This window comes from Pseudomonas sp. DR48 (assembly GCF_019823085.1).
Classification (GTDB): Bacteria; Pseudomonadota; Gammaproteobacteria; order Pseudomonadales; family Pseudomonadaceae; genus Aquipseudomonas.
Map to the genome: position 1 here is coordinate 1,063,302 of NZ_CP081946.1, position 25,537 is coordinate 1,088,838.

A 25,537-nucleotide genomic window follows, 5' to 3' on the forward strand; every position below is an offset into this window, starting at 1 on the left:
GGGCTTGCCCGCGATGGGGCCGACCTAGGCGACGAATAGCTGCGACACACTGCCGCAGGTCAATACTTCGCCAATCCCCCATACCGTATACTTCAGCGCCTTTTAGCCACGCCCGCGCTGGAGATGTCCGATGGATCCTGCAGTATTCGAAGAGTGGATGATGACTGGACTGGTCAGCATCCTGATCATTTTCATGGGTTTCATCGTCTGGGATCTGGCGAAGAAATCCAAAGCCGGACGCTTCGGTTCTTTCATCCTGTTCTTCGTACTGGGCTTGGGTGTCGCTGCATTCGTGATCAAAAGCGTGGTCATCGGCCTGATCGAATCCGGCACGTTATAAACGCGCCGGCACTTCCTTCCACTGGCCCTGATCGAGCCCTTCGATCGTCCAGTCGCCGATTCTGACCCGTACCAGACGCAACGTCGGCAAGCCGACTGCCGCGGTCATGCGCCGGACCTGACGGTTGCGTCCCTCGCGAATCACCAATTCCAGCCAGCTTGTCGGCACGCTTTTGCGAAAGCGTACCGGCGGGTTGCGTGGCCACAACTCGGGTTCATCCAGTTGCCGCGCCTCGGCCGGCAAGGTCATGCCGTCGTTCAACTCGACACCCTCGCGCAGGCGCTGCAATTGCTCGGCGCTCGGCTCGCCTTCCACTTGCACCCAATACGTCTTGGCCAGTTTGTGTTTCGGATCAGCGATCCGCGCCTGGAGTTGCCCGTCGTTAGTCAGCAGCAGCAAACCTTCACTGTCGCGGTCAAGCCGTCCTGCCGGGTAAATCCCCGGAATGTCGATGTAGTCCTTGAGTGTCGCGCGCCCTTCACCGTCGCTGAACTGCGTCAGCACATCGAATGGTTTGTTGAACAGAATCAGTTTCGGCTCGGCCGGCGGCGCTTTGGCGACACGGCGCGGGGCTGAAGAAGCTGGCTTCGCACCTGGACGGCGAGAAGGAGGACGCGGCGGACGGGACATGGGGAAAACAACATCTAACGGTCAGGGCTGCTAATGCTAGTGCCCTGACCGCTAAATGACCATCTCGCAATCAGCGGAATGGTGGCTCGTCGAAGCTGCGCAGTTTGCGCGAGTGCAGCGAGTTGAGCTCAGTGCGCAACAGGTCAACAGCCTCGATGCCGATCTTCAAGTGCTGGCTGACCGCGCGCTCATAAAAGGCGTTGGCCGAACCTGGCAGCTTGATTTCGCTGTGCAGCGGTTTGTCCGACACGCAAAGCAACGTGCCATACGGCACCCGCAAGCGATAACCCTGGGCCGCGATGGTACCGCTTTCCATGTCCACCGCCACGGCGCGAGACAGGTTGATCAGCGGACGTTCCTGCGCCCAGCGCAGTTCCCAGTTACGGTCGTCGTAGGTCAGGACGGTGCCGGTGCGCAGGCGTTTTTTCAGCTCGTCGCCCTTCTCGCCGGTGATGTTGGCCGCTGCTTGCTGCAACGCCATCTGTACTTCGGCAAGCGCTGGAATCGGAATATTGGGCGGCACCACCCGGTCAAGAATCCCGTCGCGACGCATATAAGCGTGAGCCAGCACGTAGTCGCCAATGGTCTGCGACTGACGCAAACCGCCGCAGTGGCCGATCATCAGCCAGCAATGCGGACGCAGCACCGCCAGGTGGTCAGTGATGTTCTTGGCGTTGGACGGGCCGACGCCGATGTTCACCAGCGTCACGCCATGACCGTCGCTGGCAATCAGGTGATAGGCCGGCATCTGATAACGGTGCCAGACCACGCCAGCGGCAATCGCCGAGGCTTCGCCGTGGTCCATGGTCTTTTCGATGATCACGTTGCCCGGCAAGACCATGCGCACAAAACGCGGGTCGCTGCGCAACTGCTCCAGGCCATGGACGATGAACTGGTCGACATAGCGATGGTAGTTGGTCAGCAGAATCCACGGCTGCACATGGCGCCAATCGCTGCCGGTGTAATGCACCAGTCGGCGCAAGGAAAAGTCCACCCGCGCGGCGTCGAACAGCGCCAAAGGCAGCGGATCGGTGTTTTCCCAATCGTACAAACCGTCGGCAATACCGTCGGTGGCGGCCGACAAATCCGTACTCGGAAACACCCGCGCCAATACGGCGGCGGTGACGCCGGAGCCAGCCAGCTCATCGCCCTGCTCGACCACGTACGGATACGGAATGTTTTGCTGGCTGACGCCGACTTCCACGGTCACGGTGAAGTCGTGCATCAACGGCACGAGTTGTTCCAGCAAGTATTTTCGGAAAGCCGCCGGATGGGTGACGGTCACGCTGTAGGTCCCAGGCAACTGAACCTTGGCATAGGCGCGAGTGGTCTGTGGGACCTCACCCTGGCAGTGATAGGTCAGACGCAGCTCGGGATAACGAAACATCGCACGCTGCTCGGCGTCGGGCTCGACACGATCCTTGAGGTAACGCTTGAGCGCCTGGTTCAGCGCGGTGGTTGCACGATTGTGCAAGAGCGCAAGCCGATCCACGGCTTGCTCGGCGGTTTGAACGACAATAAAAGCTTCGGTCACGATCAGCATCCTGTGTTCTGACTTGCAGTGCTTCATCTTGCCTGCATCATCGCTTCACGGGAACAGTGGCTGCTACACAAATCCCAAGTCCACCGTAAATCCAATGTGGGAGCGGGCTTGCTCGCGAAAGCGGTTCAACATTCAACAGTGATGTTGGCTGACAGTCCGCCTTCGCGAGCAAGCCCGCTCCCACAAGGGGTTATATGTCGTTCACACAAGCGGGGTTGAGCGGGCGACAATCGCTTCCACTTCCAGCCCTCGCGGCAACGCGCCATACACCCGCCCGGCCGAGCCTAGCCGACTGGCTATAAACGCATCACTGACCGCTGAATTGCCGGCCTCCAGCAACAATTTGGCCTGGAGCCCCAATGCAATATCTTCGGTGAGTTGCCGCGCACGGTATTGAATGTCGCTGGTGTCCTTGAACGCTGCCTGCAATTGGCTGATGTGCGCGGCCAAGCGTTTATCGCCATGACCATCGCCCAGTTCACCGAACAACACATCCAGCACGCCCGGCTCTTTCGACAGCGCGCGCAATACGTCAAGGCATTGCACGTTGCCGGAGCCTTCCCACGTCGAGTTGACGGGTGCCTCGCGGTAAAGGCGCGGCAGGATACTTTCTTCGACATACCCGGCACCGCCCATGCATTCGGCGGCTTCGTTGATCATTGCCGGCGCGCGCTTGCAGATCCAGTATTTGCCCACCGCCGTCACCAGGCGGGCGAATTTGGCTTCATGGCTGTCATCCAGATGATCCAGCGCCTTGCCCATGCGCAGGCTCAACGCCAAAGCCGCTTCGCTTTCCAGTGCCAGATCGGCCAGCACGTTCTGCATCAATGGTTGTTCGCTCAGCAGCTTGCCGCCGACCATACGGTGCGCGCAGTGATGGCTGGCCTGAGTCAGCGCCTGGCGCATCAGCGAACTGGAGCCGACCATGCAATCAAAACGCGTCATCGCGACCATTTCGATGATGGTCGGAACGCCGCGCCCTTCTTCGCCGACCATCCAAGCCAGCGCACCCCGGAACTCGACTTCGCTGGACGCATTGGAGCAATTGCCCAGTTTGTTTTTCAGGCGCTGGATGTAGAACTGATTGCGCGTGTCGTCCGGGCGGTGGCGCGGCAGCAGGAAGCAGGTCAGCCCCTTGTCCGTCTGCGCCAGGGTCAGGAAGGCATCGCACATCGGCGCGGAACAGAACCACTTGTGCCCCACCAGTTCATAGGCCTGGCCAGGACCGCTCGCGCCCACCGGATAGGCCTTGGTGGTGTTGGCCCGAACGTCGGTGCCCCCTTGTTTTTCGGTCATCGCCATGCCGATGGTGACACCGGCCTTGTGGGCCATGCCGACATTGCGCGGGTCGTATTCGGTAGACAGGATTTTCGGCAGCCACTGCTCGGCCAGATCCGGCTGCAATCGCATCGCCGGCACGCTGGCGAAGGTCATGGTCAAGGGGCAACCGCTACCGGCTTCGGCCTGGCTGTGCAGATACGACATGGACGCGCGCGCGACATGCGCGCCGGGCTGCGGATGCGCCCAGGGCAACGAGGTCAACCCGTGCTCGATCGCCGTGCGCATCAATTGGTGATACGCGGGATGAAACTCCACCAGATCGATACGATGGCCGTAACGGTCATGGCTGACGAACACCGGTTTGTTTTGATTGGCCAGGAACCCGGCTTCCATCAGTGGCCCGCCGGCCAATGCGCCGTAAGCGTCAATCCGCGACTCGGCCCACCCGGCCCCGAAACGCCGTGACCACTCTTGCAACGGCAGGTCGATGCGATAGAGGTTGGTGCCGTCCAGTGACGGTGGCTGGTTGGTGACTTCGTGGGTTTCGGCGAACTGATGCAGGTTCATGACGGGGCTCCTTTGATCAGCCAAGGGATTCAGTTAAGCACCGCCCCTTGACCGAACAAAGTGTCATATCTGCCTAAATGTCGGCGCTTTCGCCTTGCCCCGGACAGAGCACGCGCCGATAGAGCGCTGCTTGCAAATCCTCGAATTTAACCGGTTTGCTCAGATAGTCGATCAAGGCGCCGTTCGGACAGCGCTCCCGCTCACCGCTCATGGCAACCACGAACACCGGCAACTCGGCACACCCCGGCAAGGCGCGGATCTGGCAGCAAAGAGAGGTGCCGTCCAGTGCGGGCATCTGGCAATCGAGCAACACCGCATCGAAATGTTCACGCTGTAATTGATCGAGTGCGGCAGCGCCACTGTCGGTAGCACGCACCCGGAACCCGAGTTTGAGCAGCATGCCGCGCATCACCAATTGATTGATGCTGTTGTCATCCACCAACAACACCGAGCAATCCTGCGGCAGGCGCAAACCGGAGAATTCGCGATTCACCAACGGCACTGGCGGCCGCTCCACCACTGGCAGCTCGAACTCGACGTCCAGCTGGAAGCGGCTGCCACTGCCGGGTTCGGATCGATGGGTCAGACGCCCGCCGAGCAGTTCGACCAGTTGCCGACAGATCGCCAGGCCCACGCCCAGTCCACCGTATTCACGGGTCATGGAGCCATCGAGCTGGAAGAAGTGCTGGTACAGCGTCGCCTCCCCCAGATCAGTGAAACCGATGCCGGTGTCGATCACCGCAAACGACAACGCCAGTCGACCGTTGTCCACCGGCTTGCCCGTCACCCGCAGCGCCAGCCCTCCGACGCGGGTGAACTTGATCGCATTATCGAGCAGGCATTCCAGGCATTGCGACAGCTTGGCGCTGTCGCCATTCAAGCGATCCGGCAGGCCCGGTGTCACATCGACTTTGAAATCCAGCGACTTGCTCAAGGCATTGCCTTCGAACTGCATCCGCAAGGCTTCGACCACACCGCGCAAACTGAACGTTGCCGAACTGGCCTTGAGTTTGCCCGCCTGCAACTCGGTCAGGGTGAGGATGCCGTTGACCATGCGCATCATGTCTCGCGCAGAACCGGCGGCGGTTTGCTGGTATTGCGCAAGCTCCGGATCCATCTCCACGGTCTGCATCAACTCCAGCGAACCGATCACACCGTTCATGGGCGTGCGCAGTTCATGGGTCAGGGTCGCGAGGAATTCGTCCTTGAGCTTGTTACTGTGGGCCAGTTGCTGGTTCAGCACTTCGAGCTTTTGACCGGCATCGAACAGCGTCTGCGCCTGCTGTTCGCGCATGGCGTTGATTCGATCGGCCAGCGCCAGGGACAACAATGCGACTTCGATGGCGGAACCGATCTGGCTGGAGTACATGGTCAGGAACACGTTGGGCAGGTAACCCAACACCATCATCGTGTTGACGATGCCGCCGAGCAGGAAGGCCGACCAGGCAATGATGAAATACCGCGCCACGCGCAGCCCCCGCAACCAGGCGCACAGCCCGGCGACGAAAATCACCACGGTGAAAACCAAAGCCAGGGCCGTCGCCAGACGCAAGGCCAAGGCGTAGCTGGTCATCAATGACAAGCCGACCACCACCGCACTGAACGCTACCAGTGCCAGCAGCAGGCGATCGAGCCAGCGACTGTGGCTGGCCGTCTGCAAGAAGCTACGGGCGAACTGGCTGCCGAACAGACCTGCGCAACCGATGAAAAACGGTGTCGCGGCATTCGCCCACCAGGGATTGTCCGGCCAGAAATACTGCACTGCCGCGCCGTTCACCGATAGCTGATACAGGCCGAACGAGGCGATGTAGAAAATGTAATAGAGGTAACTGGTGTCACGCACGCTGAGGTAAATGAACAGGTTGTAGACCAGCATTCCCAGCAGCACGCCATAGATCAGCCCCAACACATAGAGGCGCACCGGTTGGTCTTCGAGGTAAGCCGTGCTCGACCACAACGTCACGGGCGCCTGGACCGACCCTTCACTTTGCAGGCGCAGGTAAACGGTTTGCGCCTGGTCAGGGGCGAAGTTCAGATCGAACAGGTAGTTGTTCTGGCGGATCTCGCGAGTGGCGAAGGGCAATGCATCGCCGGTTTGCCGGACCAATTGATAGTCCCCGCCAGCATCGGGCAGATAAAGATCAAGGTGATCGAGGGGCGGATAGGCCAGTTCCAGCAACCAGGTGCGTTGTGCCGCAGGGTCGGCAGGTCGGTAATGCAGGTCGATTTTCAGCCAGAACGCTGAACGCGAATAACCGGCGTTAAGGGTGTCTTTATCGTGGGCCTTGAAGTTACCGGCAGCGGCTTGCGCACGAACATCGGCGATGGTCGCTTGACCACCCGCGTCTTCATACACTTGCAGGGTTCGGCCCAAGGGAAGGCTTCGGGTAAATTCATCAAATTCAACGGCACTTGCCATGAGGGGCAAGCACAACAGCAACATCAACAAATAGCGCATTTAAGCCCCAGCGTGGCCTGTCCGGTTATCTCAGGAAGCCCCTCATTCCTTTTGAGTAGACGTAAAACCGGTATTACCTGTTATTGGTTTGGATCCACTCTAGCATAGCGGTTGATGGCCATTGAACACCATTGAAATTTTTCCTACAAAGGCTCTACGACGGGCGTTCCAGCGCTGCGTATTGAGCTAGAGCCGTTAGCCTCGTCTGAAGGTGAAAATGGATCGACGATTGGCACATTCCGATGGCATTCAGGCGAAGGCCGCCACAGGGACCGTCATGACTCGCTGGTCGACTGGTGGTAAGCTCGCGCACCATGAATATCTACAGCTCTCGCCCCGTTGTCCTCTGTCTCTCCGGCCACGACCCAAGTGGTGGCGCCGGCTTGCAGGCAGATATCGAAGCCCTGCTCGCTCAGGGTTGTCATGCGGCTCCGGCCGTCACCGCCCTGACCGTGCAAGACACAGTCAATGTCACTGACTTCCGCGTCCTCGATCGCGAGTGGGTGTTGGCCCAGGCCAACGCCGTGCTTAACGATTCCGAAGTCGCCGCAGTCAAACTGGGCATGCTCGGTTCCCTGGAAATGGTCGACACCGTTGTCGAACTGCTCTCGGCGCACCCGCATTTGCCGGTGGTCTGTGACCCGGTGCTGCGCGCCGGTGGCGGCGGACGACTGGGCAAGGACGAAGTCGGCTATGCCATGCGCGAACGCCTGTTGCCGCTATCAATCATCGCCACCCCCAACCTTCCTGAAGCCCGCATCCTCGCCGAACTGCCCGAAGGCACCGCGGACGAATGCGCTGAAAAACTCCTGCCGTTCGTCAAGCACTTGCTGATCACTGGCGGTCATGGCGACGAACACGAAATCCATAATCGCTTGTACAGCCGCGACGGACACCGCCAGACGTTTACCTGCCAGCGCCTGCCCGGCAGTTATCACGGTTCCGGTTGCACTTTGGCCAGCGCGCTGGCTGGTCGCCTGGCCTTGGGTGAACACCTCACCAGCGCCGTGCAGACCGCGCTTGACTACACTTGGCGTACCCTGCGCGATGCGGAGCAGTTGGGCAAAGGCCAGTTCGTGCCGCGCCGCCTGCCGCTGGATTTCTGTTCGTAACTTTTGATGCGTAAAGCGCAGAGGCTTGTCCGATGAAACTACGTGGCCTGTACGCCATTACCGACAGCCAGTTGCTGGCCGGTAAATTTCTTTCGTACGTGGAGGCGGCGCTCGAAGGCGGCGTCACCTTGCTGCAATACCGCGACAAGAGCAGCGACGAGGCCAGGCGTCTGCGCGAGGCCCAAGCCCTGCGCGATCTGTGCGAGCGCTACAAAACCAAGCTGATCATCAATGACGACGCCGAGCTGGCTGCGCGCCTGAACGTCGGCGTGCACCTGGGCCAGACCGACGGCCCGCTGACCCCGGCCCGCGCATTGCTCGGTCGTCAGGCGATCATCGGTTCAACCTGCCACGCACAACTCGAACTCGCCGAACAAGCCGCCAAGGAAGGCGCCAGTTACGTCGCCTTCGGTCGCTTCTTCAACTCCAATACCAAACCCGGCGCACCGACCTGCAGCCTTGAGTTGCTCGATCAGGCGCGCAGCAAACTGCACCTGCCGATCTGCGCGATTGGCGGCATCACCCTGGAAAACGCCGCGCCGCTGGTGGCACACGGGGTCGATCTGCTGGCGGTCGTCCACGGCCTGTTTGGCGCCGAGAGCACGGCTGAAGTCACCCGCCGCGCCCACGCCTTTAACGAATTGTTCAAATCCTGATTTTTGAGAGCCCGATCATGTCTCGTTCCGAAACCCTGTTTGCCAATGCCCAGAAACACATTCCCGGAGGCGTGAACTCGCCTGTTCGCGCATTCAAAAGCGTTGGCGGCACCCCGCTGTTCTTCAAACACGCTGAAGGTGCCTACGTCACCGACGAAGACGACAAGCGCTACGTTGACTACGTCGGCTCCTGGGGTCCGATGATTCTCGGCCACAGCCACCCGGACGTGCTGGACGCGGTGCGTAAACAGCTGGAACACGGTCTGTCCTACGGCGCCCCGACCGCGATGGAAACCGAGATGGCCGACCTGGTCTGCTCGATCGTGCCGTCGATGGAAATGGTGCGCATGGTCAGCTCCGGCACCGAAGCGACCATGAGTGCGATCCGCCTTGCGCGTGGGTTCACTGGTCGAGACAACATCATCAAGTTCGAAGGCTGCTACCACGGTCACTCCGACAGCCTGCTGGTCAAGGCCGGTTCCGGCGCGTTGACCCAAGGCGTACCGAGCTCGGCCGGCGTGCCGGCGGACTTCGCCAAGCACACCCTGACCCTGCCATTCAATGACATCGACGCAGTGGAGACCATGCTCGCCGAAGTCGGTCAGGACGTGGCCTGCATCATCGTCGAGCCGGTGGCCGGCAACATGAACTGCGTACCGCCGGCGCCAGGTTTTCTCGAAGGCCTGCGCACCCTGTGCGACAAACATGGCGTGGTGCTGATTTTCGACGAAGTGATGACCGGTTTCCGCGTCGCACTCGGCGGTGCCCAAGCTCACTTCGGTGTGACGCCGGACCTGAGCACGTTCGGCAAGATCATCGGTGGCGGCATGCCGGTAGGCTGCTTCGGCGGCAAGCGTGAAATCATGTCGTGCATCGCACCGTTGGGCCCGGTCTATCAGGCCGGCACCTTGTCGGGTAATCCGCTGGCGATGGCCGCCGGCCTGACCACCTTGCGCTTGATCAGCCGTCCTGGTTTCCACGACGAGCTGAGCGACTACACCAGCCGTCTGCTCGATGGCCTGCAACAGCGTGCCGATGCCGCTGGCATTCCTTTCGTGACCACCCAGGCCGGTGGGATGTTCGGCCTGTACTTCAGCGGTGCCGACGACATCGTGACCTTCGATGACGTGATGGCCAGCGATGCAGCCTTGTTCGGTCGCTTCTTCCACTTGATGCTCGAAGGCGGCGTGTATCTGGCGCCGAGCGCATTCGAAGCAGGCTTCACCTCGATCGCCCACGGCGAGACCGAGTTGAAACTGACACTGGATGCCGCCGAACGAGCTTTCGCTGTATTGAAATAACCCTGTGTCGCTGACGTCGGCCAATGCCGGCGTCAGCTTTCGCCTGCATTTACGCCCTTATTCCGACGCTTGTGCCAAGAATTCCCGACAAATTGGGCGATATATTCCCCGCGCAGCAGAAAAACGAGTAAAGACTTTGTAAGGTTGGCCCTGCTTATTTCATAATGCGCGCTTATTGGATCCCCTCGATGGGTCCGCGCGCCCTTCAGAGGTAAGTCGATTCCCATGAACCGCACCGGCCGCGCCCTTGCACTGGGCTGCCTGTTGCTCCTTCAGCCCCTGCTCGCGCTCGCACAAGCAGGCGGCAACTCGTTGTTAATCCCAGCGATGGGTCGTTGCACCCTCAATACTCAGCCGCAAGACCTGACGCAAGCGCTGGCCGCCTGTCAGAAAGCGTCGGATGAAGGGGATGCACAAGCGCAATACGAGTTGGGTGCGTTCTACTACGACGGCAAAAACACGCCGCGCGACCTCAAAAAAGCCCTGGACTACTTCGAGAAGGCCTCATTGCAGGGCCACGCCCAGGCGCAGTTCAAACTTGGCACCATGTTTTTCCACGGCGAAGGCGTACCAGCCAATAACGTTCAGGCGTATATCGTGCTGAAAATGGCCGCGGTCAATGGCGCTGAAGATGCGCTGGATACGGCGGACGAAGTGGCTGAGAAAATGCCTCGAGAAGAACTTGAAGTGGCGACCCAGGTGCTGGGGCAAATCTTTCGTAAATACCTGATGGAATTGCAGAGCGCCGATGGGCGTACGCCGTTTTCGCCACTGCCTTAATTCTGTTTCGATCTTTCTGGCCCCATCGCGGGCAAGCCCGCTCCCACATGTGATCGCATTCTCATTAAAAAACGCATTCCCTGTGGGAGCGGGCTTGCCCGCGATGGGGGCGACTCGGTCTTGAGACTTACTTCTCAGGCATCGGCATCGGGAACGGCATGACATTGCCGACCGCGCCGCGGGCTTCGCTGATTTTTGGTGTGCCCAGACGCTCGACTTCATCGATGCGCACAATCGAATGCATCGGCACAAAACTGCGCACAACGCCTTCAAATTGAGCCTTGAGCTTCTCTTCGCTCGGGTCGACGACCACTTGTGTGCGCTCGCCAAAGACGAACTCTTCCACTTCCAGGAAGCCCCACAGATCACTTTGATAGATCTGCTTGGCATACATTTCGTACACCTGGCCCTGATTGAGGAAAATCACCTTGTAGATTGGAGCTTCACGTTTGGTCATGGTGGGCGAGCAACACATCGGGGGATAAAAATGAGGGCGCGAACTATAGCATAGCCGCCGGACGCACAGCGGTAGGAACCTTGGGACATGTTCCCTATAATGCGCGGTTCTTTGAATCACGTGATGACTGTATCCATGGCCAAGAAGCTTTACATCGAAACCCACGGTTGCCAGATGAACGAGTACGACAGCTCGCGCATGGTCGATCTGTTGGGCGAACATCAGGCCCTGGAAGTGACCGCTCGCGCTGAAGACGCCGACGTGATCCTGCTCAACACCTGCTCCATTCGCGAACGCGCGCAGGACCGGGTGTATTCCCAGCTCGGCCGCTGGCGCGAACTGAAACTGGCCAACCCGGACATGGTGATCGCCGTCGGCGGTTGCGTGGCCAGCCAGGAAGGCGCGGCCATCCGTGATCGCGCACCGTATGTCGACGTGGTCTTCGGCCCGCAAACCCTGCATCGCCTGCCGGAAATGATCGACGCAGCACGCGCCACCAAGCTGCCGCAAGTCGACGTCTCGTTCCCGGAAATCGAAAAATTCGATCACCTGCCAGAGCCGCGCATCGATGGCCCGAGTGCTTATGTGTCGGTCATGGAAGGGTGCAGCAAGTACTGCACGTTCTGCGTGGTGCCTTACACCCGCGGCGAAGAAGTCAGCCGCCCGTTCGACGACGTGATTGCCGAGATCATGCATCTGGCGGAAAACGGCGTGCGGGAAGTGACCCTGCTGGGTCAGAACGTCAACGGTTACCGTGGCACTACGCACGACGGACGCCTGGCGGATCTCGCCGAGTTGATCCGCGTCGTGGCAGCCGTCGATGGCATCGACCGGATTCGCTACACCACCTCGCACCCGCTGGAGTTTTCCGACAGCCTGATCCAGGCCCACGCCGATGTGCCGGAGCTGGTCAAACACCTGCACTTGCCGGTGCAATCGGGTTCGGACCGGATCCTCGCGGCAATGAAACGCAACCACACCGCGCTGGAATACAAATCCAAACTGCGCAAGCTGCGGGCCGCTGTGCCAGGCATCTGCATCAGCTCGGACTTCATCGTTGGCTTCCCGGGCGAGACCGAAAAAGATTTCGAGCAGACCATGAAGCTGATTGAAGACGTCGGCTTCGACTTCTCCTACTCGTTCGTTTATAGCCAGCGCCCGGGCACTCCGGCCGCAGACCTGGCTGACGAAACCCCGGAAGCGCTGAAAAAAGAACGCCTGAATGCCCTGCAACATCGCCTGAACCAGCAAGGTTTCGAGATCAGCCGACAAATGGTCGGTTCGATCCAGCGGATTCTGGTTACCGATTACTCGAAAAAGGACCCCGGCGAGCTGCAAGGCCGGACCGAGAATAACCGGATCGTCAACTTCCGCTGCGACAATCCCACGCTGATCGGCCAGTTCGCCGACGTGCACATCGACGCCGCACAGCCTCACTCGCTGCGGGGCTCGTTGATTCAGTGACACCGATTTTCAGATCAATGGAGATCAAATGTGGGAGCTGGCTTGCCTGCGATAGCGGTGTAACAGGCAACATCTCTTTTGGATGTGAGCCCGTCATCGCAGGCAAGTCAGCTCCCACACTGGACCTGCGTTGTTCCTGAGAACAGGTTCATCTATTTAAGAGCTTTCGCACCCAGCCCTCTGGCGTTATCCTTGATTTCATCTTAATTGCCCCAGGGCGGCTAAATACGACCTTGAACGCACCCATAGAACCACATCGTTTTATCCTCGAGCCCTTTGAGGCTCGCCGCTTCGCCAATCTGTGCGGGCAATTCGACGAGCATTTGCGCTTGATCGAACAGCGCCTGACCATCGAGATCCGCAACCGCGGAAACCAGTTCGAACTGATCGGCGAGCCCAAACACACCACCTCCGCGGAAAACCTCCTGCGCCGTCTGTACCGGGAAACCAAGGGTACCGAGCTGTCGCCGGACATGGTTCACCTGTTCCTGCAGGAATCGGCCGTCGAAGAGCTGGACAACGTCTCCCCCGCCGAACCCTCCGTCGCCCTGCGCACCAAAAAAGGCATGATTCGCCCTCGCGGCTTGAATCAGCTGCGCTACGTGAAGGAAATCCTCGGTAACGACATCAACTTCGGCATCGGCCCGGCCGGCACCGGCAAGACCTACCTTGCCGTTGCCTGCGCGGTAGACGCGCTGGAGCGTGAACAGATCCGGCGCATCCTGCTGGTGCGTCCGGCGGTTGAGGCGGGCGAAAAGCTCGGCTTCCTGCCTGGCGACCTGTCGCAGAAGATCGACCCGTACCTGCGCCCGCTGTACGACGCACTCTACGAAATGCTCGGCTTCGAATACGTCGCCAAGCTGATCGAGCGTCAAGTCATCGAAGTTGCGCCACTGGCGTACATGCGCGGTCGTACGCTGAACAACAGTTTCATCATCCTCGACGAAAGCCAGAACACCACCGTCGAACAGATGAAGATGTTCCTGACCCGAATCGGCTTCGGCTCCACCGCGGTCATCACCGGTGACATCACCCAGGTCGACTTGCCGAAAGGCACCAAGTCCGGGCTGCACCATGTGATCGAGGTGCTCAAGGACGTGCCGGGTATCAGCTTCACCCATTTCATGCCCAAAGACGTCGTGCGCCATCCGTTGGTGCAGCGGATCGTCGAAGCCTACGAGCGCTTCGAGAATCGCGTAGCTGATGAACCGGCGAAGTTCTCGCCCAAGGACACTCGCCACGATGCTTGAGCTTGATCTGCAACTGGCTACCCAAGCGCCGGCCCCAAGCGAAGCCGAGTTCCGCCAATGGTGCGAACTGGCTCTGCGCCAGCGCACGGCCGACTCCGAGATGACCATTCGCCTGGTCGACGAAGCCGAAGGCCGCGAGCTGAACAAGACCTGGCGGCAAAAGGACTACGCCACCAACGTCTTGTCATTTCCTGCCGATGTGCCGGATGAGTTTCTCGACATCCCGTTACTGGGCGACCTGGTCGTCTGCGTGGCGGTGGTCGAACGTGAAGCCGCCGAACAAGGAAAGGAACTAAAGGCCCACTGGGCCCATCTGGTGATTCACGGCTGCTTGCATCTACTGGGTTACGACCATATAGATGACGACGAAGCCGAGGAAATGGAAGCACTGGAACGAACGTTGCTTGCAGAGTTGGGCTATCCCGACCCGTACGCGGACGACGAAACCGACACATCCCCTATCGTTACAACAAAGGATTCAGAGTAATCGCTATGAGCGAAGATCGATCGAGCAACGGGCAGAAGTCTTGGCTGGGTAAACTGACCCAGGCTTTTGCCCACGAGCCGAAGAACCGCCAGGAGCTGCTGGAGCTGCTGCGCGATGCACACCAAAACAAACTGCTGGACAGCGAAGCGCTGGCCATCGTCGAAGGCGCCATCCAGGTCGCTGACCTGCAAGTGCGGGACATCATGGTCCCGCGTTCGCAGATGGTCAGCATCAAGGCGACCCAGACACCTCGCGAGTTTTTGCCTGCCGTGGTCGACTCGGCCCACTCCCGTTACCCGGTCATCGGCGAAAGCCACGATGACGTGATGGGCGTGTTGCTGGCCAAGGACTTGCTGCCGTTGATCCTCAAGGAGAACGGCGACAGCTTTAACATCAAGGACCTGCTGCGCCCGGCCACCTTCGTGCCGGAGTCCAAGCGCCTGAATGTGCTGCTGCGTGAATTTCGCGCCAACCACAACCACATGGCCATCGTCATTGACGAATACGGCGGCGTGGCCGGCCTGGTGACCATCGAAGACGTGCTGGAACAGATCGTCGGCGACATCGAAGACGAGCACGACGTCGAAGAAGACAGCTACATCAAGCCATTGCCCAGCGGTGATTTCCTGATCAAGGCGCTGACGCCGATCGAGAACTTCAACGAGTTCTTCGACAGCGAGTTCTCCGACGATGAGTTCGACACAGTTGGCGGCCTGGTGATGAGCGCGTTCGGGCACTTGCCAAAACGTAATGAAATCACTGAAATCGGCCCTTATCGCTTTCGCATCCTGAACGCCGACAGCCGTCGAATTCACTTGCTGCGCCTGACTCCTATTGCACGCTAAGGACTGACATGCTCCGCGTAACCCGCCCCGGCTGGCCCGGTAATCTGCTGGCCGTGGTGGCCGGTGCACTCACTACCCTGGCGTTGGCGCCGTACGATATCTGGCCGCTGGCTTTGCTGGCGGTCGGTTTTTTCTATGCCGGTTTGCGAGAACTGAGCCCCCGTCAGGCCCTGGGTCGTGGCTGGTGTTTCGGTTTCGGCCTGTTTGGCGCCGGCACCAGCTGGATCTACTACAGCATTCACAACTTCGGTGGCGCCTCGATGCTGCTGGCCGGAATGCTGATGCTCGCCTTCACCGCAGCGATTGCCTGGTTCTTCGCCCTGCCCGCCTGGATCTGGGCGCGCTGGCTGCGCCGCAACGAAGCGCCACTGGCCGATGCCTTGGCATTTGCCGCGCTGTGGGTCGCCCAGGAAGCCTTTCGTGGCTGGTTCCTCACCGGTTTTCCGTGGCTCTACTCCGGTTACAGCCAGCTCGACGGCCCGCTCGCCGGGCTCGCGCCAATCGGCGGAATGTGGCTGATTTCCTTCACCCTGGCCCTGACAGCCGCGCTGATCTGCAACGCCATGCGCCTGGTTCGTGCGGGGCGTAAAGGTTTCATCGCCGCGGGCGTGTTGTTGCTGCTTGGCCCCTGGGTCGCCGGCATGGCATTGAAAGAACACGCCTGGACCAGCCCGGCAGGGCCGGCGCTGAGCGTCGCCGCTATTCAGGGCAATATCGAACAGAGCATGAAGTGGGACCCGGCACAGCTCAACGCGCAGCTGGCGCTGTACCGCGACATGAGCTTCAGCTCCAAGCGGGTCGACCTGCTGATCTGGCCGGAAACCGCTGTTCCTGTGCTCAAGGAGTCCGCCGAGGGCTACCTGAACATGATGGGGAGTTTCGCCGCGGACCGTAAAACTGCGCTGATTACCGGTGTACCGATTCGCCAGGAAGTGCGTCACGAGAAGCGCTTCTTCAACGGCATCACCGTCGTTGGCGAAGGCGATGGCACTTACCTCAAGCAGAAACTGGTGCCGTTCGGCGAATACGTACCGTTGCAGGACGTGCTGCGCGGGCTGATCGCCTTCTTCGACCTGCCAATGTCCGATTTTGCCCGTGGTCCGTCTGACCAGCCGATGCTGCAAGCCAAGGGTTACCAGATTGCGCCGTTCATCTGCTACGAAGTGGTCTACCCGGAGTTCGCCGCAAGCCTTGCCGCTCGCAGTGACTTGCTGCTGACCATCAGCAACGACACCTGGTTCGGCACCTCCATCGGTCCGCTGCAACATTTGCAGATGGCGCAGATGCGCGCGCTGGAAGCGGGCCGCTGGATGATCCGCGCCACCAACAACGGCGTTACCGGCCTGATCAACCCGTTCGGTCAGATCACTGCCCGGATCCCGCAGTTCGAACGCGGCATCCTGTACGGCGAAGTGGTGCCGATGCACAACCTGACGCCTTACCTGCAATGGCGTTCGTGGCCGCTGATCATCCTGTGTTTGCTGTTGTTTGGCTGGGCACTGGTGGCGAGCCGGATGGCCAAGACTGTCTGAAACTGCTGAGCTTGATCGTTCCCACGCTCTGCGTGGGAATGCATCCCGTGACGCTCTGCGTCACAGCATCAGAAGCGGACGCAGAGCGTCCATGGCGGCATTCCCACGCGGAGCGTGGGAACGATCAGCGATAGAAAAGCGAATACCCGAGCTGCCCTACGGCCTCATTCAACAACTGCCCGCTCTGCCAGATCGATTTGAATTCCGGCATCCAGCCGCCCAGCGGCCGGGCATTGTCCACGCCTAAAAACCCCACCGGCGCGGGCACCACTTCAAATCCGGCTTGCCGGAAACTCCAGACCGATCGCGGCATGTGCCAGGCCTGCGTGACCACTACCACCCGCTTGATCCCCTCCGGCAACAGCACATGAGCGCTGAACTGCGCGTTCTCCCACGTCGTGCGGCTTTGCCCCTCCTGCCAACGCACGGCCACGCCGAAATCGTCGAGCAACGAGTCCGCCATCAGTTTTGCTTCGGTGGGTGGCGTGCCGTAATGCAGGCCGCCACTGGTGAGAATGGGCAACCCGGACGCCTTCGCCAAACGTGCGGCATACCGTTCACGCTCCAGACCGATCCCTGTCGGTTGATCGGCGCCCCAGGCAATATCACCCCGCTCACGCCCGGAACCCAGCAACACAATTGCATCAGCGCGCTGGCCCAGGGTTGACCATTCGTCACGCGCCAACGGCGGCTGACTCTCCAGGGCTTTCGCCCCCCACTGCACGACCACCGGCAGACTCATCAGCCAGAAGCCGCCCGCCCCCAAGACAAAACACACCGTCGCAAGGCGCGGCCTTGAGCGGCGCAACCACCAGGCAAGAACCAGCAGCAGCAACAGAATCCCGGGAGGTAATAGAAGTTGTTTCACGAAATAGCGAAAAGGCATCGGGCATCTCCATAAGATGCCCGAAGCCTAAGTTGGTTGACGCAAAGCGACAACAAATGCGGAAGGATTATGCTTCAACAAAACGTGTTTAATGACGTGGAGCCGTTATTTGAATTGCAGCGACCGGACCTTTTCCGAGCCACTACCAGTTGCCTTGTCCTTAAGCCAGACGATCTTGGCCGAACGCGGTGCATCAAGTTGCTTCACTGCGGCTGACAGGCATCCGTGCGTCTCACGTTCACTGCGGTCCAAATAGGCTTTGACCAATGCAAACTCTGCGGGACTCAATCCACGCAGTTCCAGCTCAAGGGGACGCTCATCGCGTAGCCGACCAGCGGTTTTTGCAGCCTCCAGAGCCATCCCAAGACGATCAATCAGTCTTTCGTACAGCTCCGGCTTTGTGACTTTTTGCTGTGACTCAACCATCCCTCACCTCATTGAAGATAAGACTCACTCCCCATTTAGAGCTTAGCTTCCATGAACAAACCGGCTGAGTGCCGCGACCAACGGCCCTCGCAGGGCAAATCGGGCAACGCCTGCGTGCAATCAGGGTTTCCCTCGGTAGAGCGCGGTCATGTATGCTACGGCGCTTCCTGTAACTCCACTTCCAGCTCGCCTGGGCACCGAAACGCCGATTTGGCGTCGTCACCGTCCAGCGTTGCATTGAAGAGGATTAGGCCACCCCTATTCAGTTCAAAAGTAGCCATGCACGAACAATATCAGCCCCGTGAAATCGAAGCCGCCGCCCAGTCGTTCTGGGACGAGCAAAAGTCCTTTGAAGTCAGTGAACAGCCAGGCAAGGAGACTTTCTACTGCCTGTCGATGTTCCCTTACCCCAGCGGCAAGCTACACATGGGGCACGTGCGCAACTACACCATCGGCGACGTGATCTCCCGCTACCAGCGCATGCAAGGCAAAAACGTTCTGCAACCGATGGGTTGGGACGCCTTCGGCATGCCGGCGGAAAACGCCGCAATGAAGAACAACGTAGCGCCGGCCAAGTGGACCTACGAAAACATTGCCTACATGAAAACCCAGCTGCGCAGCCTGGGCCTGGCGGTGGACTGGTCACGCGAGGTGACCACCTGCAAACCCGATTACTACCGCTGGGAACAATGGCTGTTCACTCGCCTGTTCGAAAAAGGCGTGATCTACAAAAAAAGCGGCACCGTGAACTGGGACCCGGTCGACCAGACCGTCCTGGCCAACGAACAGGTGATCGACGGTCGCGGCTGGCGTTCCGGCGCGCTGATCGAAAAGCGCGAAATCCCGATGTACTACTTCAAGATCACCGCCTACGCGGATGAGCTGCTGGAGAGCCTCGACGAACTGACTGGCTGGCCTGAACAGGTCAAGACCATGCAGCGCAACTGGATCGGCAAATCCCGCGGTATGGAAGTGCAGTTCCCGTACGACGTCGATTCCATCGGCGAAACCGGTGCGCTGAAAGTCTTCACTACCCGTCCGGACACCCTGATGGGCGCGACCTACGTTGCCGTGGCCGCCGAGCACCCCCTCGCCGCCCTGGCAGCGCAGAACAACCCTGAGCTGCAAGCGTTCATCGCTGAATGCAAGGGCGGCAGCGTCGCTGAAGCCGACGTCGCCACTCAAGAGAAAAAAGGCCTGCCGACCTCGCTGTTCGTCGAGCACCCACTGACCGGTGAGAAACTCCCGGTATGGGTCGCCAACTATGTGCTGATGCACTACGGCGACGGCGCGGTCATGGCTGTACCGGCTCATGACGAACGTGATTTTGAATTCGCCCACAAGTACAACCTGCCGATCAAGTCCGTGGTGCGCACCAGCGCAGGTGACACCAATCCGGCTCCTTGGCAGGACGCCTACGGCGAACACGGCACGCTGATCAACTCCGGCGAGTTCGACGGCCTAGATTTCGCTGGTGCGTTCGACGCCATTGAAGTGGCGCTGATCAAGAAAAACCTCGGCGCCTCGCGTACCCAGTTCCGCCTGCGCGACTGGGGCATCAGCCGTCAGCGCTACTGGGGCTGCCCGATCCCGATCATCCACTGCACTAGCTGCGGTGATGTGCCGGTCCCGGAAGATCAACTGCCCGTCGTGCTGCCGGAAGACGTGGTGCCGGATGGCGCCGGTTCGCCACTGGCACGCATGCCTGAGTTCTACGAGTGCGCTTGCCCGAAATGCGGCGCACCGGCCAAGCGTGAAACCGACACCATGGACACCTTCGTCGAGTCCTCGTGGTATTACGCCCGTTACGCCTCGCCGCACTATGAAGGCGGCCTGGTGGAAAAATCGGCGGCCGACCATTGGTTGCCGGTGGATCAATACATCGGCGGTATCGAACACGCCATTCTTCACCTGCTGTATGCGCGCTTCTTCCACAAGCTGATGCGTGACGAAGGCCTGGTGAGCTCCAACGAGCCGTTCAAGAACCTGCTGACCCAAGGCATGGTGATCGCCGAGACTTACTATCGTCGCGAAGCCAATGGTGCCTACACCTGGTTCAACCCGGCAGATGTCGAACTCGAACGCGACAGCAAAGCCAAGGTTATCAGCGCCAAACTGATCGCAGACGGCCTGCCGGTGGAAATCGGCGGCACCGAGAAGATGGCCAAGTCGAAGAACAACGGCGTCGATCCACAGTCGATGATTGACCAGTTCGGCGCAGACACCTGCCGCCTGTTCATGATGTTCGCCTCGCCGCCCGACATGAGCGCGGAATGGTCCGATTCCGGCGTAGAAGGTTCGCACCGTTTCCTCAAGCGCGTCTGGCGCCTGGCGCAAGCACACGTTACGCAAGGCCTGCCAGGCAAACTGGACATCGCCAGCCTGAACGACGAGCAGAAAGCCGTTCGCCGTTCGATCCACCTGGCAATCAAGCAAGCCAGCCACGACGTCGGCCAGAACCACAAATTCAACACCGCCATCGCCCAGGTGATGACGTTGATGAACGTGCTGGAAAAAGCCGCGCAAGGCACCGAACAGGATCGCGCACTGGTTCATGAAGGCCTGGAAGCCGTGACCCTGCTGCTGGCTCCGATCACCCCGCACATCTGCCATGAACTGTGGCATCGACTGGGCCACGCAGACCCGGTGATCGACGCGGGCTGGCCGGTACTGGACGAGAGCGCGCTGGTGCAGGACAGCCTGACGCTGGTTATCCAGGTCAACGGCAAGTTGCGTGGCCAGATTGAAATGCCGGCCACCGCGTCGCGCGAAGAAGTCGAAGCCGCAGCCCGTGTCAACGAGAACGTGTTGCGCTTCGTCGACGGCCTGACTATTCGTAAAGTGATCGTAGTGCCCGGGAAACTGGTCAATATCGTCGCCAGCTAAATTGGATCAGGCGCCAGGTCAGCCTGGCGCCGCGTAAAACCTTTCGGGCCGCACGGTCGGCCCACCTGGTTTCAAGGGGAGCAACAAGATGATCAAACGCAATTTGCTGGTGATGGGCCTCGCAGTCCTGTTGAGCGCCTGCGGTTTCCAGCTGCGCGGCACTGGCACCACCGAACTGGCGATCAGGGAACTCGACCTGAGCGCACGCAACGCTTACGGCGAAACTGTGACGCAACTGCGCCAGGCCCTGCAAAGCAGCGGCGTCAAGGTCTACTCCGGTGCACCGTACAAACTGGTGCTGACCGATGAGCAGGAAACCCAGCGCATCCTCAGCTACGCCGGTGCCGGTGGTACTGGCGAGTATCAGGTGAATACCGTGCTGAACTATGACATCCGTGGCGCACACGACCTGCCATTGATGAGCGACAAGCTTGTAGTGCAAAAAATCTTTATGCACGACGGCAACAACCTGATGGGTTCCGATCAGGAAGCCAGTACTGCTCGCTTAGAAACCCGGCGCGAACTGATTCAGCGCATGATGCTGCGTCTGGCACAGCTGACTCCAACCCAACTGGAGAAGATGCAACAGACTGCCGATGCCAGGGCCAAGGCCGAAGCTCAGGCACTGGAAGCGGCACAGAAGGCTGAAGCGGAAACCCCGCGTCAGTCGCCCGTCGAAATTCCGCAGCAATAAGACTTACGGGGTGCTCAGGCGCCCCGTTCGCCCTTTCTTATGAAACTTGCCCCCGCCCAACTCGCTAAACACCTGCAAGGTCCCCTTGCACCCATCTATATCATCAGCGGCGATGACCCGTTGTTGTGCCAGGAAGCCGCCGACGCCATCCGCGCCGCCGCTCGCCAGCAAGGCTTCGATGAACGCCAGGTCTTCGCCGCCGACGCCAGTTTCGACTGGGGTACGCTGCTGCAGGCCGGTGCCAGCATGTCGTTGTTTGCCGAAAAGCGTCTATTGGAACTGCGCTTGCCATCCGGCAAACCCGGTGACAAAGGCGCCGCCGCGTTTATCGAGTACTGCGCGCGCCCGGCCGAAGACACGGTGTTGCTGATCAGTCTGCCCAAGCTGGATGGCAGCGCGCAGAAAACCAAGTGGGGCAAGGCGCTGGTAGAAGGTCAACAGACGCAGTTCGTGCAGATCTGGCCGGTGGATGCCAACCAGTTACCGAGCTGGATCCGTCAACGGCTGTCCCAGGCCGGCCTTTCGGCCAGTCAGGACGCGGTCGAACTGATCGCCGCGCGGGTCGAAGGCAACTTGCTGGCCGCCGCCCAGGAAATCGAAAAGCTCAAACTGATGGCCGAAGGTGGCCAGATCACCGTAGAAACCGTGCAAGCCGCGGTGGCCGACAGTGCCCGTTTCGATGTCTTCGGCCTGACCGATGCAATTCTCAATGGCGAAGCCGCCCATGCGCTGCGCATCCTCGAAGGGTTGCGTGGTGAAGGCGTCGAGCCGCCGGTGATTCTCTGGGCGCTGGCCCGGGAACTGCGCCTGCTGGCCAACCTGTCGTTGCAATACAGCCAGGGTGTGCCGCTGGACAAGGCCTTCAGCCAGGCCCGACCGCCGGTCTGGGACAAACGCAAACCACTGATGAGCAAAGCCCTGCAACGCTACTCGGCGCCACGCTGGGCGCAGTTGTTGCTGGAAGCGCAGCGCATCGATGCACAGATCAAAGGCCAGGCTGCCGGATCACCGTGGATGAGTCTGAGTCGGTTGTCGTTGTTGATGGCGGGCCAACGATTGTCCTTGCCTGCTGAGTAAGGTCAAAAGATCGTAGCCTCGTTGCACTCGACAACTCCTACAAGAGAACGCATTTCAATGTAGGCGCTGTCGAGTGCAACGAAGCTGCGATCTTTTGATCATGCTTCCTACAAATCAAATCCGTATTTCCCCTCTAGACAGCCCCCCAACTTCGGCAGATGATTTGCACCGCAAAACCCACTGACTGAGAGTACTCATCATGAGCCAAAAGCCATCTAAAAGTGGCCCCAACAAGGCCAAATCAATCATCGCCCAGCCACTGTTCCGCAGCCGTCAGGAACGAGCCGGCAAGGGCAAAGGCAGCTACCGCCGCGAAGCCTTCCAGTCTAATAGCTGGGAGGCTTTTTACTTTCTGGCGGCCTGAAAGGCAAGCGACCGCTCAACATGGTAAGGTCTTCACCTGATTCGTATTCCCTGGAACTGTGCATGCCCCTTCGTCTTTCCCGTCGCTGGCCCCTACGCCAACTGATCGCTGCCTCCAGCCTCATTCTACTTGTCGCCTGCGCGGAAAAACCGACCGCCGCGGACGCTCAACCGCTTCAGACCCTTCCCGTCGCGACAGCCCCTGCGGTCATTCCGCCTGTAGTGCCGGCCGATGAAAACCTCGACATCCAGCCCACCCAGACCTTCGCTGAATGGCAGGCGGGTTTTCGCAAAGAGGCGCTGGCCGCCGGGATTCGCGCCGACGTGTTCGACCGCGCTTTCGCCAATGTCAGCTTCGACGAGAGCGTGATTCGCGCCGACCGCAGCCAACCGGAATTCGCGCGCCCCGTGTGGGAATACCTTGATGGCGCCCTTTCGCCGCTTCGGGTACGCAAAGGTCAGACGCTGGTCAACCAATACGCCGACATTCTGCAAAGCATCGAACAGCGCTACGGCGTCGACCGCCAGGCGCTGGTGTCGGTGTGGGGCATGGAGAGCAATTTCGGGCAGTTCCAGGGCACCAAGTCGGTGATCAATTCCCTGGCGACCCTGGCTTATGAAGGCCGGCGCCCAGGCTTTGCTCAGGCGCAATTGATCGCCGCCTTGCAGATCCTGCAACAAGGCGACATCACTCCGGAGAAAATGCTCGGCTCCTGGGCCGGCGCCATGGGCCAGACCCAGTTCATCCCGACCACCTACAACACCCACGCCGTGGATTTCGATGGCGACGGTCGCCGCGACATCTGGGGCAGCCCCGCCGATGCATTGGCCTCGACCGCGCATTACCTGCAAAGCTCCGGCTGGCAGAAAGGCCAGCCGTGGGGTTTTGAAGTGCAGCTGCCAGGCTCCTTCAACTATGTGCTGGCCGATGGCATTCTGCGCAAAAGCGTTGCTGAATGGCTGCAACTGGGCGTCTCGCTACCCAATGGTGCCAAGGTTCCGGCGGGCTCCGAACACCTGTCGGCCGCCCTGTTGCTGCCGGCCGGCTATCGTGGCCCGGCGTTCCTGGTGCTCGACAACTTCCGCGCGATCCTCAAGTACAACAACTCCTCGTCCTATGCGCTGGCCGTGAGCCTGTTATCCGAGCGCTTCACGGGTGGAGGTTTGATCAGCGGCACTTGGCCAAAAGATGATTTGCCGCTGAGCCGTACCGAACGGATCGAACTGCAAAGCTTGTTGAGCGCGCAGAACTACGATGCAGGCACGCCGGATGGCATCATTGGTGCCAACACCCGCAAAGCGATCCGCAGCGCACAGCAGTCGTTTGGCTGGCCAGCAGATGGCTATCCGACGCACAAGTTGCTGGAAGGACTGCGTAACCGATAGTCGGCCGAATGGCTGATGCCGCCTTCGCGAGCAAGCCCGCTCCCACATTCGACCGCATTCCTATGGAAGGACCAGGTCAACTGTGGGAGCGGGCTTGCTCGCGAAGACTGACTGTCAGGCGACAAATGCCTACAGCTTGACCACCACATCCTGCTCCAGCACCAATTCCTTCTTCCCCGCATCCAATCGAACCAGTGCCCCCATGGGCAATGTCAGGTTCGGATCGCAATGCCCGCTGCGCCACCCGGACAGCACCGGTATCCGCAACGGTTCGAAGGTCTGCTTGAGCAAACGCTCCAGCGCCAGCGTATCAACCCCGGCCACATCCCCCACCAGAACGCCGCGCAACTTGCCCAAGGTGCCCGCCAGGCGCAGATGGGTCAGCAGACGGTCAATCCGATACAGCGGCTCGTTGACGTCCTCAATGAACAGGATGACGCCCTCGGCCTCCATTTCGAACGGCGTGCCCATCGTCGCGGCCAGCATCGACAGATTGCCCCCCAGCAAACGCCCGTGAGCAATGCCCGGCTCGATTGTGGTCAGCGGGTAGGCCGACGGATGCGACAGCACGCTGCCGGCCTTCACCTGCCCTCTGAGCATGTTGAAAAACGAAGACTCGGTCGGCTTTTGCTTTGCGCCCAACAAATCGGCATTGAGCAGCGGCCCGTGAAAGGTCACAAAACCGGCGTAACGGCTGATCGCGACGTGCAGCGCGGTGATGTCGCTGTAGCCGATGAATGGTTTCGCGTTGTTTTGCAGCAATTCGAAATCGATACAATCGAGTAAACGCGGCGTACCGTACCCACCGCGCAGGCAAATGATGGCGTCGACCTCGGTGTCAGCGAACGCCGCATGCAAGTCATTGAGCCGTACATCGTCGCCTCCAGCCAGGTAGCCATCCTGCTCGTATACGCCGGGGAACACACGCAGCGCATATCCGCGGGCACGCATCCACGCAACGGCCTTGTCGGTATCCAGCCCGGCGGGCCCCGCAGGCGCAATCACACCGATCAAGCCTTGGGAAGGCAACGCAGGGACGGGTTTGTGGGGATAAAGCGTGTGAGTCGGTCGAACGGTCATCCATGAATCTCCCTGCGCAAAAAGCTTCAGCACACA

Annotated in this window: 23 protein-coding genes; 15 read left to right on the forward strand and 8 right to left on the reverse strand. The window is 60.0% G+C overall.

Annotated elements, in window-relative coordinates:
- Positions 1-130: 130 nt before the first annotated feature.
- Positions 131-340: a DUF2788 domain-containing protein gene (locus K5K95_RS04870; protein WP_007937369.1), complete on the forward strand. Its 210-nt coding sequence runs from the start codon at positions 131-133 to the stop codon at positions 338-340.
- On the opposite strand, the gene K5K95_RS04875 is transcribed toward K5K95_RS04870, so the two are convergent.
- The 4 genes from K5K95_RS04875 to K5K95_RS04890 form a co-directional block, all read right to left on the reverse strand.
- Entirely contained in the window at positions 335-970 is a 636-nt protein-coding gene (locus K5K95_RS04875) for a pseudouridine synthase (protein ID WP_261398135.1), read from the reverse strand. The genes K5K95_RS04870 and K5K95_RS04875 overlap by 6 nt on opposite strands.
- A 70-nt stretch (positions 971-1,040) precedes the next feature.
- The gene (gene amn, locus K5K95_RS04880) at positions 1,041-2,540 is read right to left on the reverse strand and encodes an AMP nucleosidase (RefSeq protein WP_222588585.1); all 1,500 of its coding nucleotides are present in this window, start codon (positions 2,538-2,540) and stop codon (positions 1,041-1,043) included.
- Between the two features lie 174 nt (positions 2,541-2,714).
- On the reverse strand, positions 2,715-4,361 hold the full coding sequence (locus tag K5K95_RS04885) for an acyl-CoA dehydrogenase family protein (protein ID WP_222588586.1): 1,647 nt from the start codon (positions 4,359-4,361) through the stop codon (positions 2,715-2,717).
- A gap of 73 nt (positions 4,362-4,434) precedes the next feature.
- Positions 4,435-6,819 carry a hybrid sensor histidine kinase/response regulator gene (locus K5K95_RS04890; protein ID WP_222588587.1) on the reverse strand — a complete coding sequence of 795 codons (2,385 nt, stop codon included), beginning with the start codon at positions 6,817-6,819 and terminating at the stop codon, positions 4,435-4,437.
- A gap of 314 nt (positions 6,820-7,133) precedes the next feature.
- On the opposite strand from K5K95_RS04890, the gene K5K95_RS04895 reads away from it, so the two are divergent.
- The 4 genes from K5K95_RS04895 to K5K95_RS04910 all read left to right on the forward strand — a co-directional run bounded on the left by K5K95_RS04895 (position 7,134) and on the right by K5K95_RS04910 (position 10,668).
- The gene (locus tag K5K95_RS04895; RefSeq protein ID WP_222588588.1) at positions 7,134-7,931 is read left to right on the forward strand and encodes a hydroxymethylpyrimidine/phosphomethylpyrimidine kinase; all 798 of its coding nucleotides are present in this window, start codon (positions 7,134-7,136) and stop codon (positions 7,929-7,931) included.
- 32 nt (positions 7,932-7,963) lie between these two features.
- On the forward strand, positions 7,964-8,587 hold the full coding sequence (gene thiE / locus K5K95_RS04900) for a thiamine phosphate synthase (protein ID WP_222588589.1): 624 nt from the start codon (positions 7,964-7,966) through the stop codon (positions 8,585-8,587).
- Between the two features lie 17 nt (positions 8,588-8,604).
- Complete coding sequence (gene hemL, locus K5K95_RS04905) at positions 8,605-9,888, forward strand: glutamate-1-semialdehyde 2,1-aminomutase (RefSeq protein ID WP_222588590.1); 1,284 nt, start codon at positions 8,605-8,607, stop codon at positions 9,886-9,888.
- Positions 9,889-10,113: 225 nt separating this feature from the next.
- Entirely contained in the window at positions 10,114-10,668 is a 555-nt protein-coding gene (locus K5K95_RS04910; protein WP_222588591.1) for a tetratricopeptide repeat protein, read from the forward strand.
- 127 nt (positions 10,669-10,795) lie between these two features.
- Here K5K95_RS04910 and K5K95_RS04915 read toward each other — a convergent pair whose 3' ends face one another.
- On the reverse strand, positions 10,796-11,125 hold the full coding sequence (locus K5K95_RS04915) for a DUF1820 family protein (protein WP_007894425.1): 330 nt from the start codon (positions 11,123-11,125) through the stop codon (positions 10,796-10,798).
- A 135-nt stretch (positions 11,126-11,260) separates the two neighbouring features.
- Here K5K95_RS04915 and miaB point away from each other — a divergent pair, with 135 nt between their 5' ends.
- The 5 genes from miaB (at position 11,261) to lnt (ending at position 16,703) form a co-directional block, all read left to right on the forward strand.
- On the forward strand, positions 11,261-12,589 hold the full coding sequence (miaB, locus tag K5K95_RS04920; protein ID WP_222588592.1) for a tRNA (N6-isopentenyl adenosine(37)-C2)-methylthiotransferase MiaB: 1,329 nt from the start codon (positions 11,261-11,263) through the stop codon (positions 12,587-12,589).
- A 233-nt stretch (positions 12,590-12,822) separates the two neighbouring features.
- Positions 12,823-13,839 (forward strand): PhoH family protein, encoded by a 1,017-nt coding sequence (locus K5K95_RS04925; protein WP_090179503.1) that lies wholly within the window; start codon positions 12,823-12,825, stop codon positions 13,837-13,839.
- Positions 13,832-14,326: an rRNA maturation RNase YbeY gene (ybeY, locus tag K5K95_RS04930; protein ID WP_222588593.1), complete on the forward strand. Its 495-nt coding sequence runs from the start codon at positions 13,832-13,834 to the stop codon at positions 14,324-14,326. Before K5K95_RS04925 ends, ybeY begins: the two co-directional genes overlap by 8 nt.
- A 5-nt stretch (positions 14,327-14,331) precedes the next feature.
- Positions 14,332-15,171, forward strand: a complete 840-nt coding sequence (locus K5K95_RS04935; protein ID WP_027924283.1) for an HlyC/CorC family transporter — start codon at positions 14,332-14,334, stop codon at positions 15,169-15,171.
- 8 nt (positions 15,172-15,179) lie between these two features.
- Positions 15,180-16,703, forward strand: coding sequence for an apolipoprotein N-acyltransferase (gene lnt / locus K5K95_RS04940; protein WP_222588594.1), 1,524 nt, complete (start codon positions 15,180-15,182; stop codon positions 16,701-16,703).
- A 124-nt stretch (positions 16,704-16,827) separates the two neighbouring features.
- Here lnt and K5K95_RS04945 read toward each other — a convergent pair whose 3' ends face one another.
- Both K5K95_RS04945 and K5K95_RS04950 read right to left on the reverse strand, forming a co-directional pair.
- Entirely contained in the window at positions 16,828-17,589 is a 762-nt protein-coding gene (locus K5K95_RS04945) for a YdcF family protein (protein ID WP_222588595.1), read from the reverse strand.
- Between the two features lie 105 nt (positions 17,590-17,694).
- Positions 17,695-18,015 carry a hypothetical protein gene (locus K5K95_RS04950; RefSeq protein WP_222588596.1) on the reverse strand — a complete coding sequence of 107 codons (321 nt, stop codon included), beginning with the start codon at positions 18,013-18,015 and terminating at the stop codon, positions 17,695-17,697.
- 279 nt (positions 18,016-18,294) lie between these two features.
- Between K5K95_RS04950 and leuS the strand changes: the two genes are divergently transcribed.
- The 5 genes from leuS (at position 18,295) to K5K95_RS04975 (ending at position 24,421) form a co-directional block, all read left to right on the forward strand.
- Complete coding sequence (gene leuS, locus K5K95_RS04955) at positions 18,295-20,901, forward strand: leucine--tRNA ligase (protein ID WP_222588597.1); 2,607 nt, start codon at positions 18,295-18,297, stop codon at positions 20,899-20,901.
- 88 nt (positions 20,902-20,989) lie between these two features.
- A complete protein-coding gene (lptE, locus tag K5K95_RS04960; RefSeq protein WP_222588598.1) occupies positions 20,990-21,595 on the forward strand; it encodes an LPS assembly lipoprotein LptE in 606 nt (201 codons plus the stop codon).
- Positions 21,596-21,634: 39 nt separating this feature from the next.
- On the forward strand, positions 21,635-22,672 hold the full coding sequence (holA, locus tag K5K95_RS04965; protein ID WP_222588599.1) for a DNA polymerase III subunit delta: 1,038 nt from the start codon (positions 21,635-21,637) through the stop codon (positions 22,670-22,672).
- 199 nt (positions 22,673-22,871) lie between these two features.
- Complete coding sequence (gene arfA / locus K5K95_RS04970; protein ID WP_222588600.1) at positions 22,872-23,036, forward strand: alternative ribosome rescue factor ArfA; 165 nt, start codon at positions 22,872-22,874, stop codon at positions 23,034-23,036.
- Between the two features lie 62 nt (positions 23,037-23,098).
- On the forward strand, positions 23,099-24,421 hold the full coding sequence (locus K5K95_RS04975) for a lytic murein transglycosylase (RefSeq protein WP_222588601.1): 1,323 nt from the start codon (positions 23,099-23,101) through the stop codon (positions 24,419-24,421).
- A 129-nt stretch (positions 24,422-24,550) separates the two neighbouring features.
- Here the strand turns inward: K5K95_RS04975 and K5K95_RS04980 are convergent, their stop codons facing one another.
- Positions 24,551-25,501 (reverse strand): LD-carboxypeptidase, encoded by a 951-nt coding sequence (locus tag K5K95_RS04980; RefSeq protein WP_222588602.1) that lies wholly within the window; start codon positions 25,499-25,501, stop codon positions 24,551-24,553.
- Positions 25,502-25,537 lie beyond the last annotated feature (36 nt).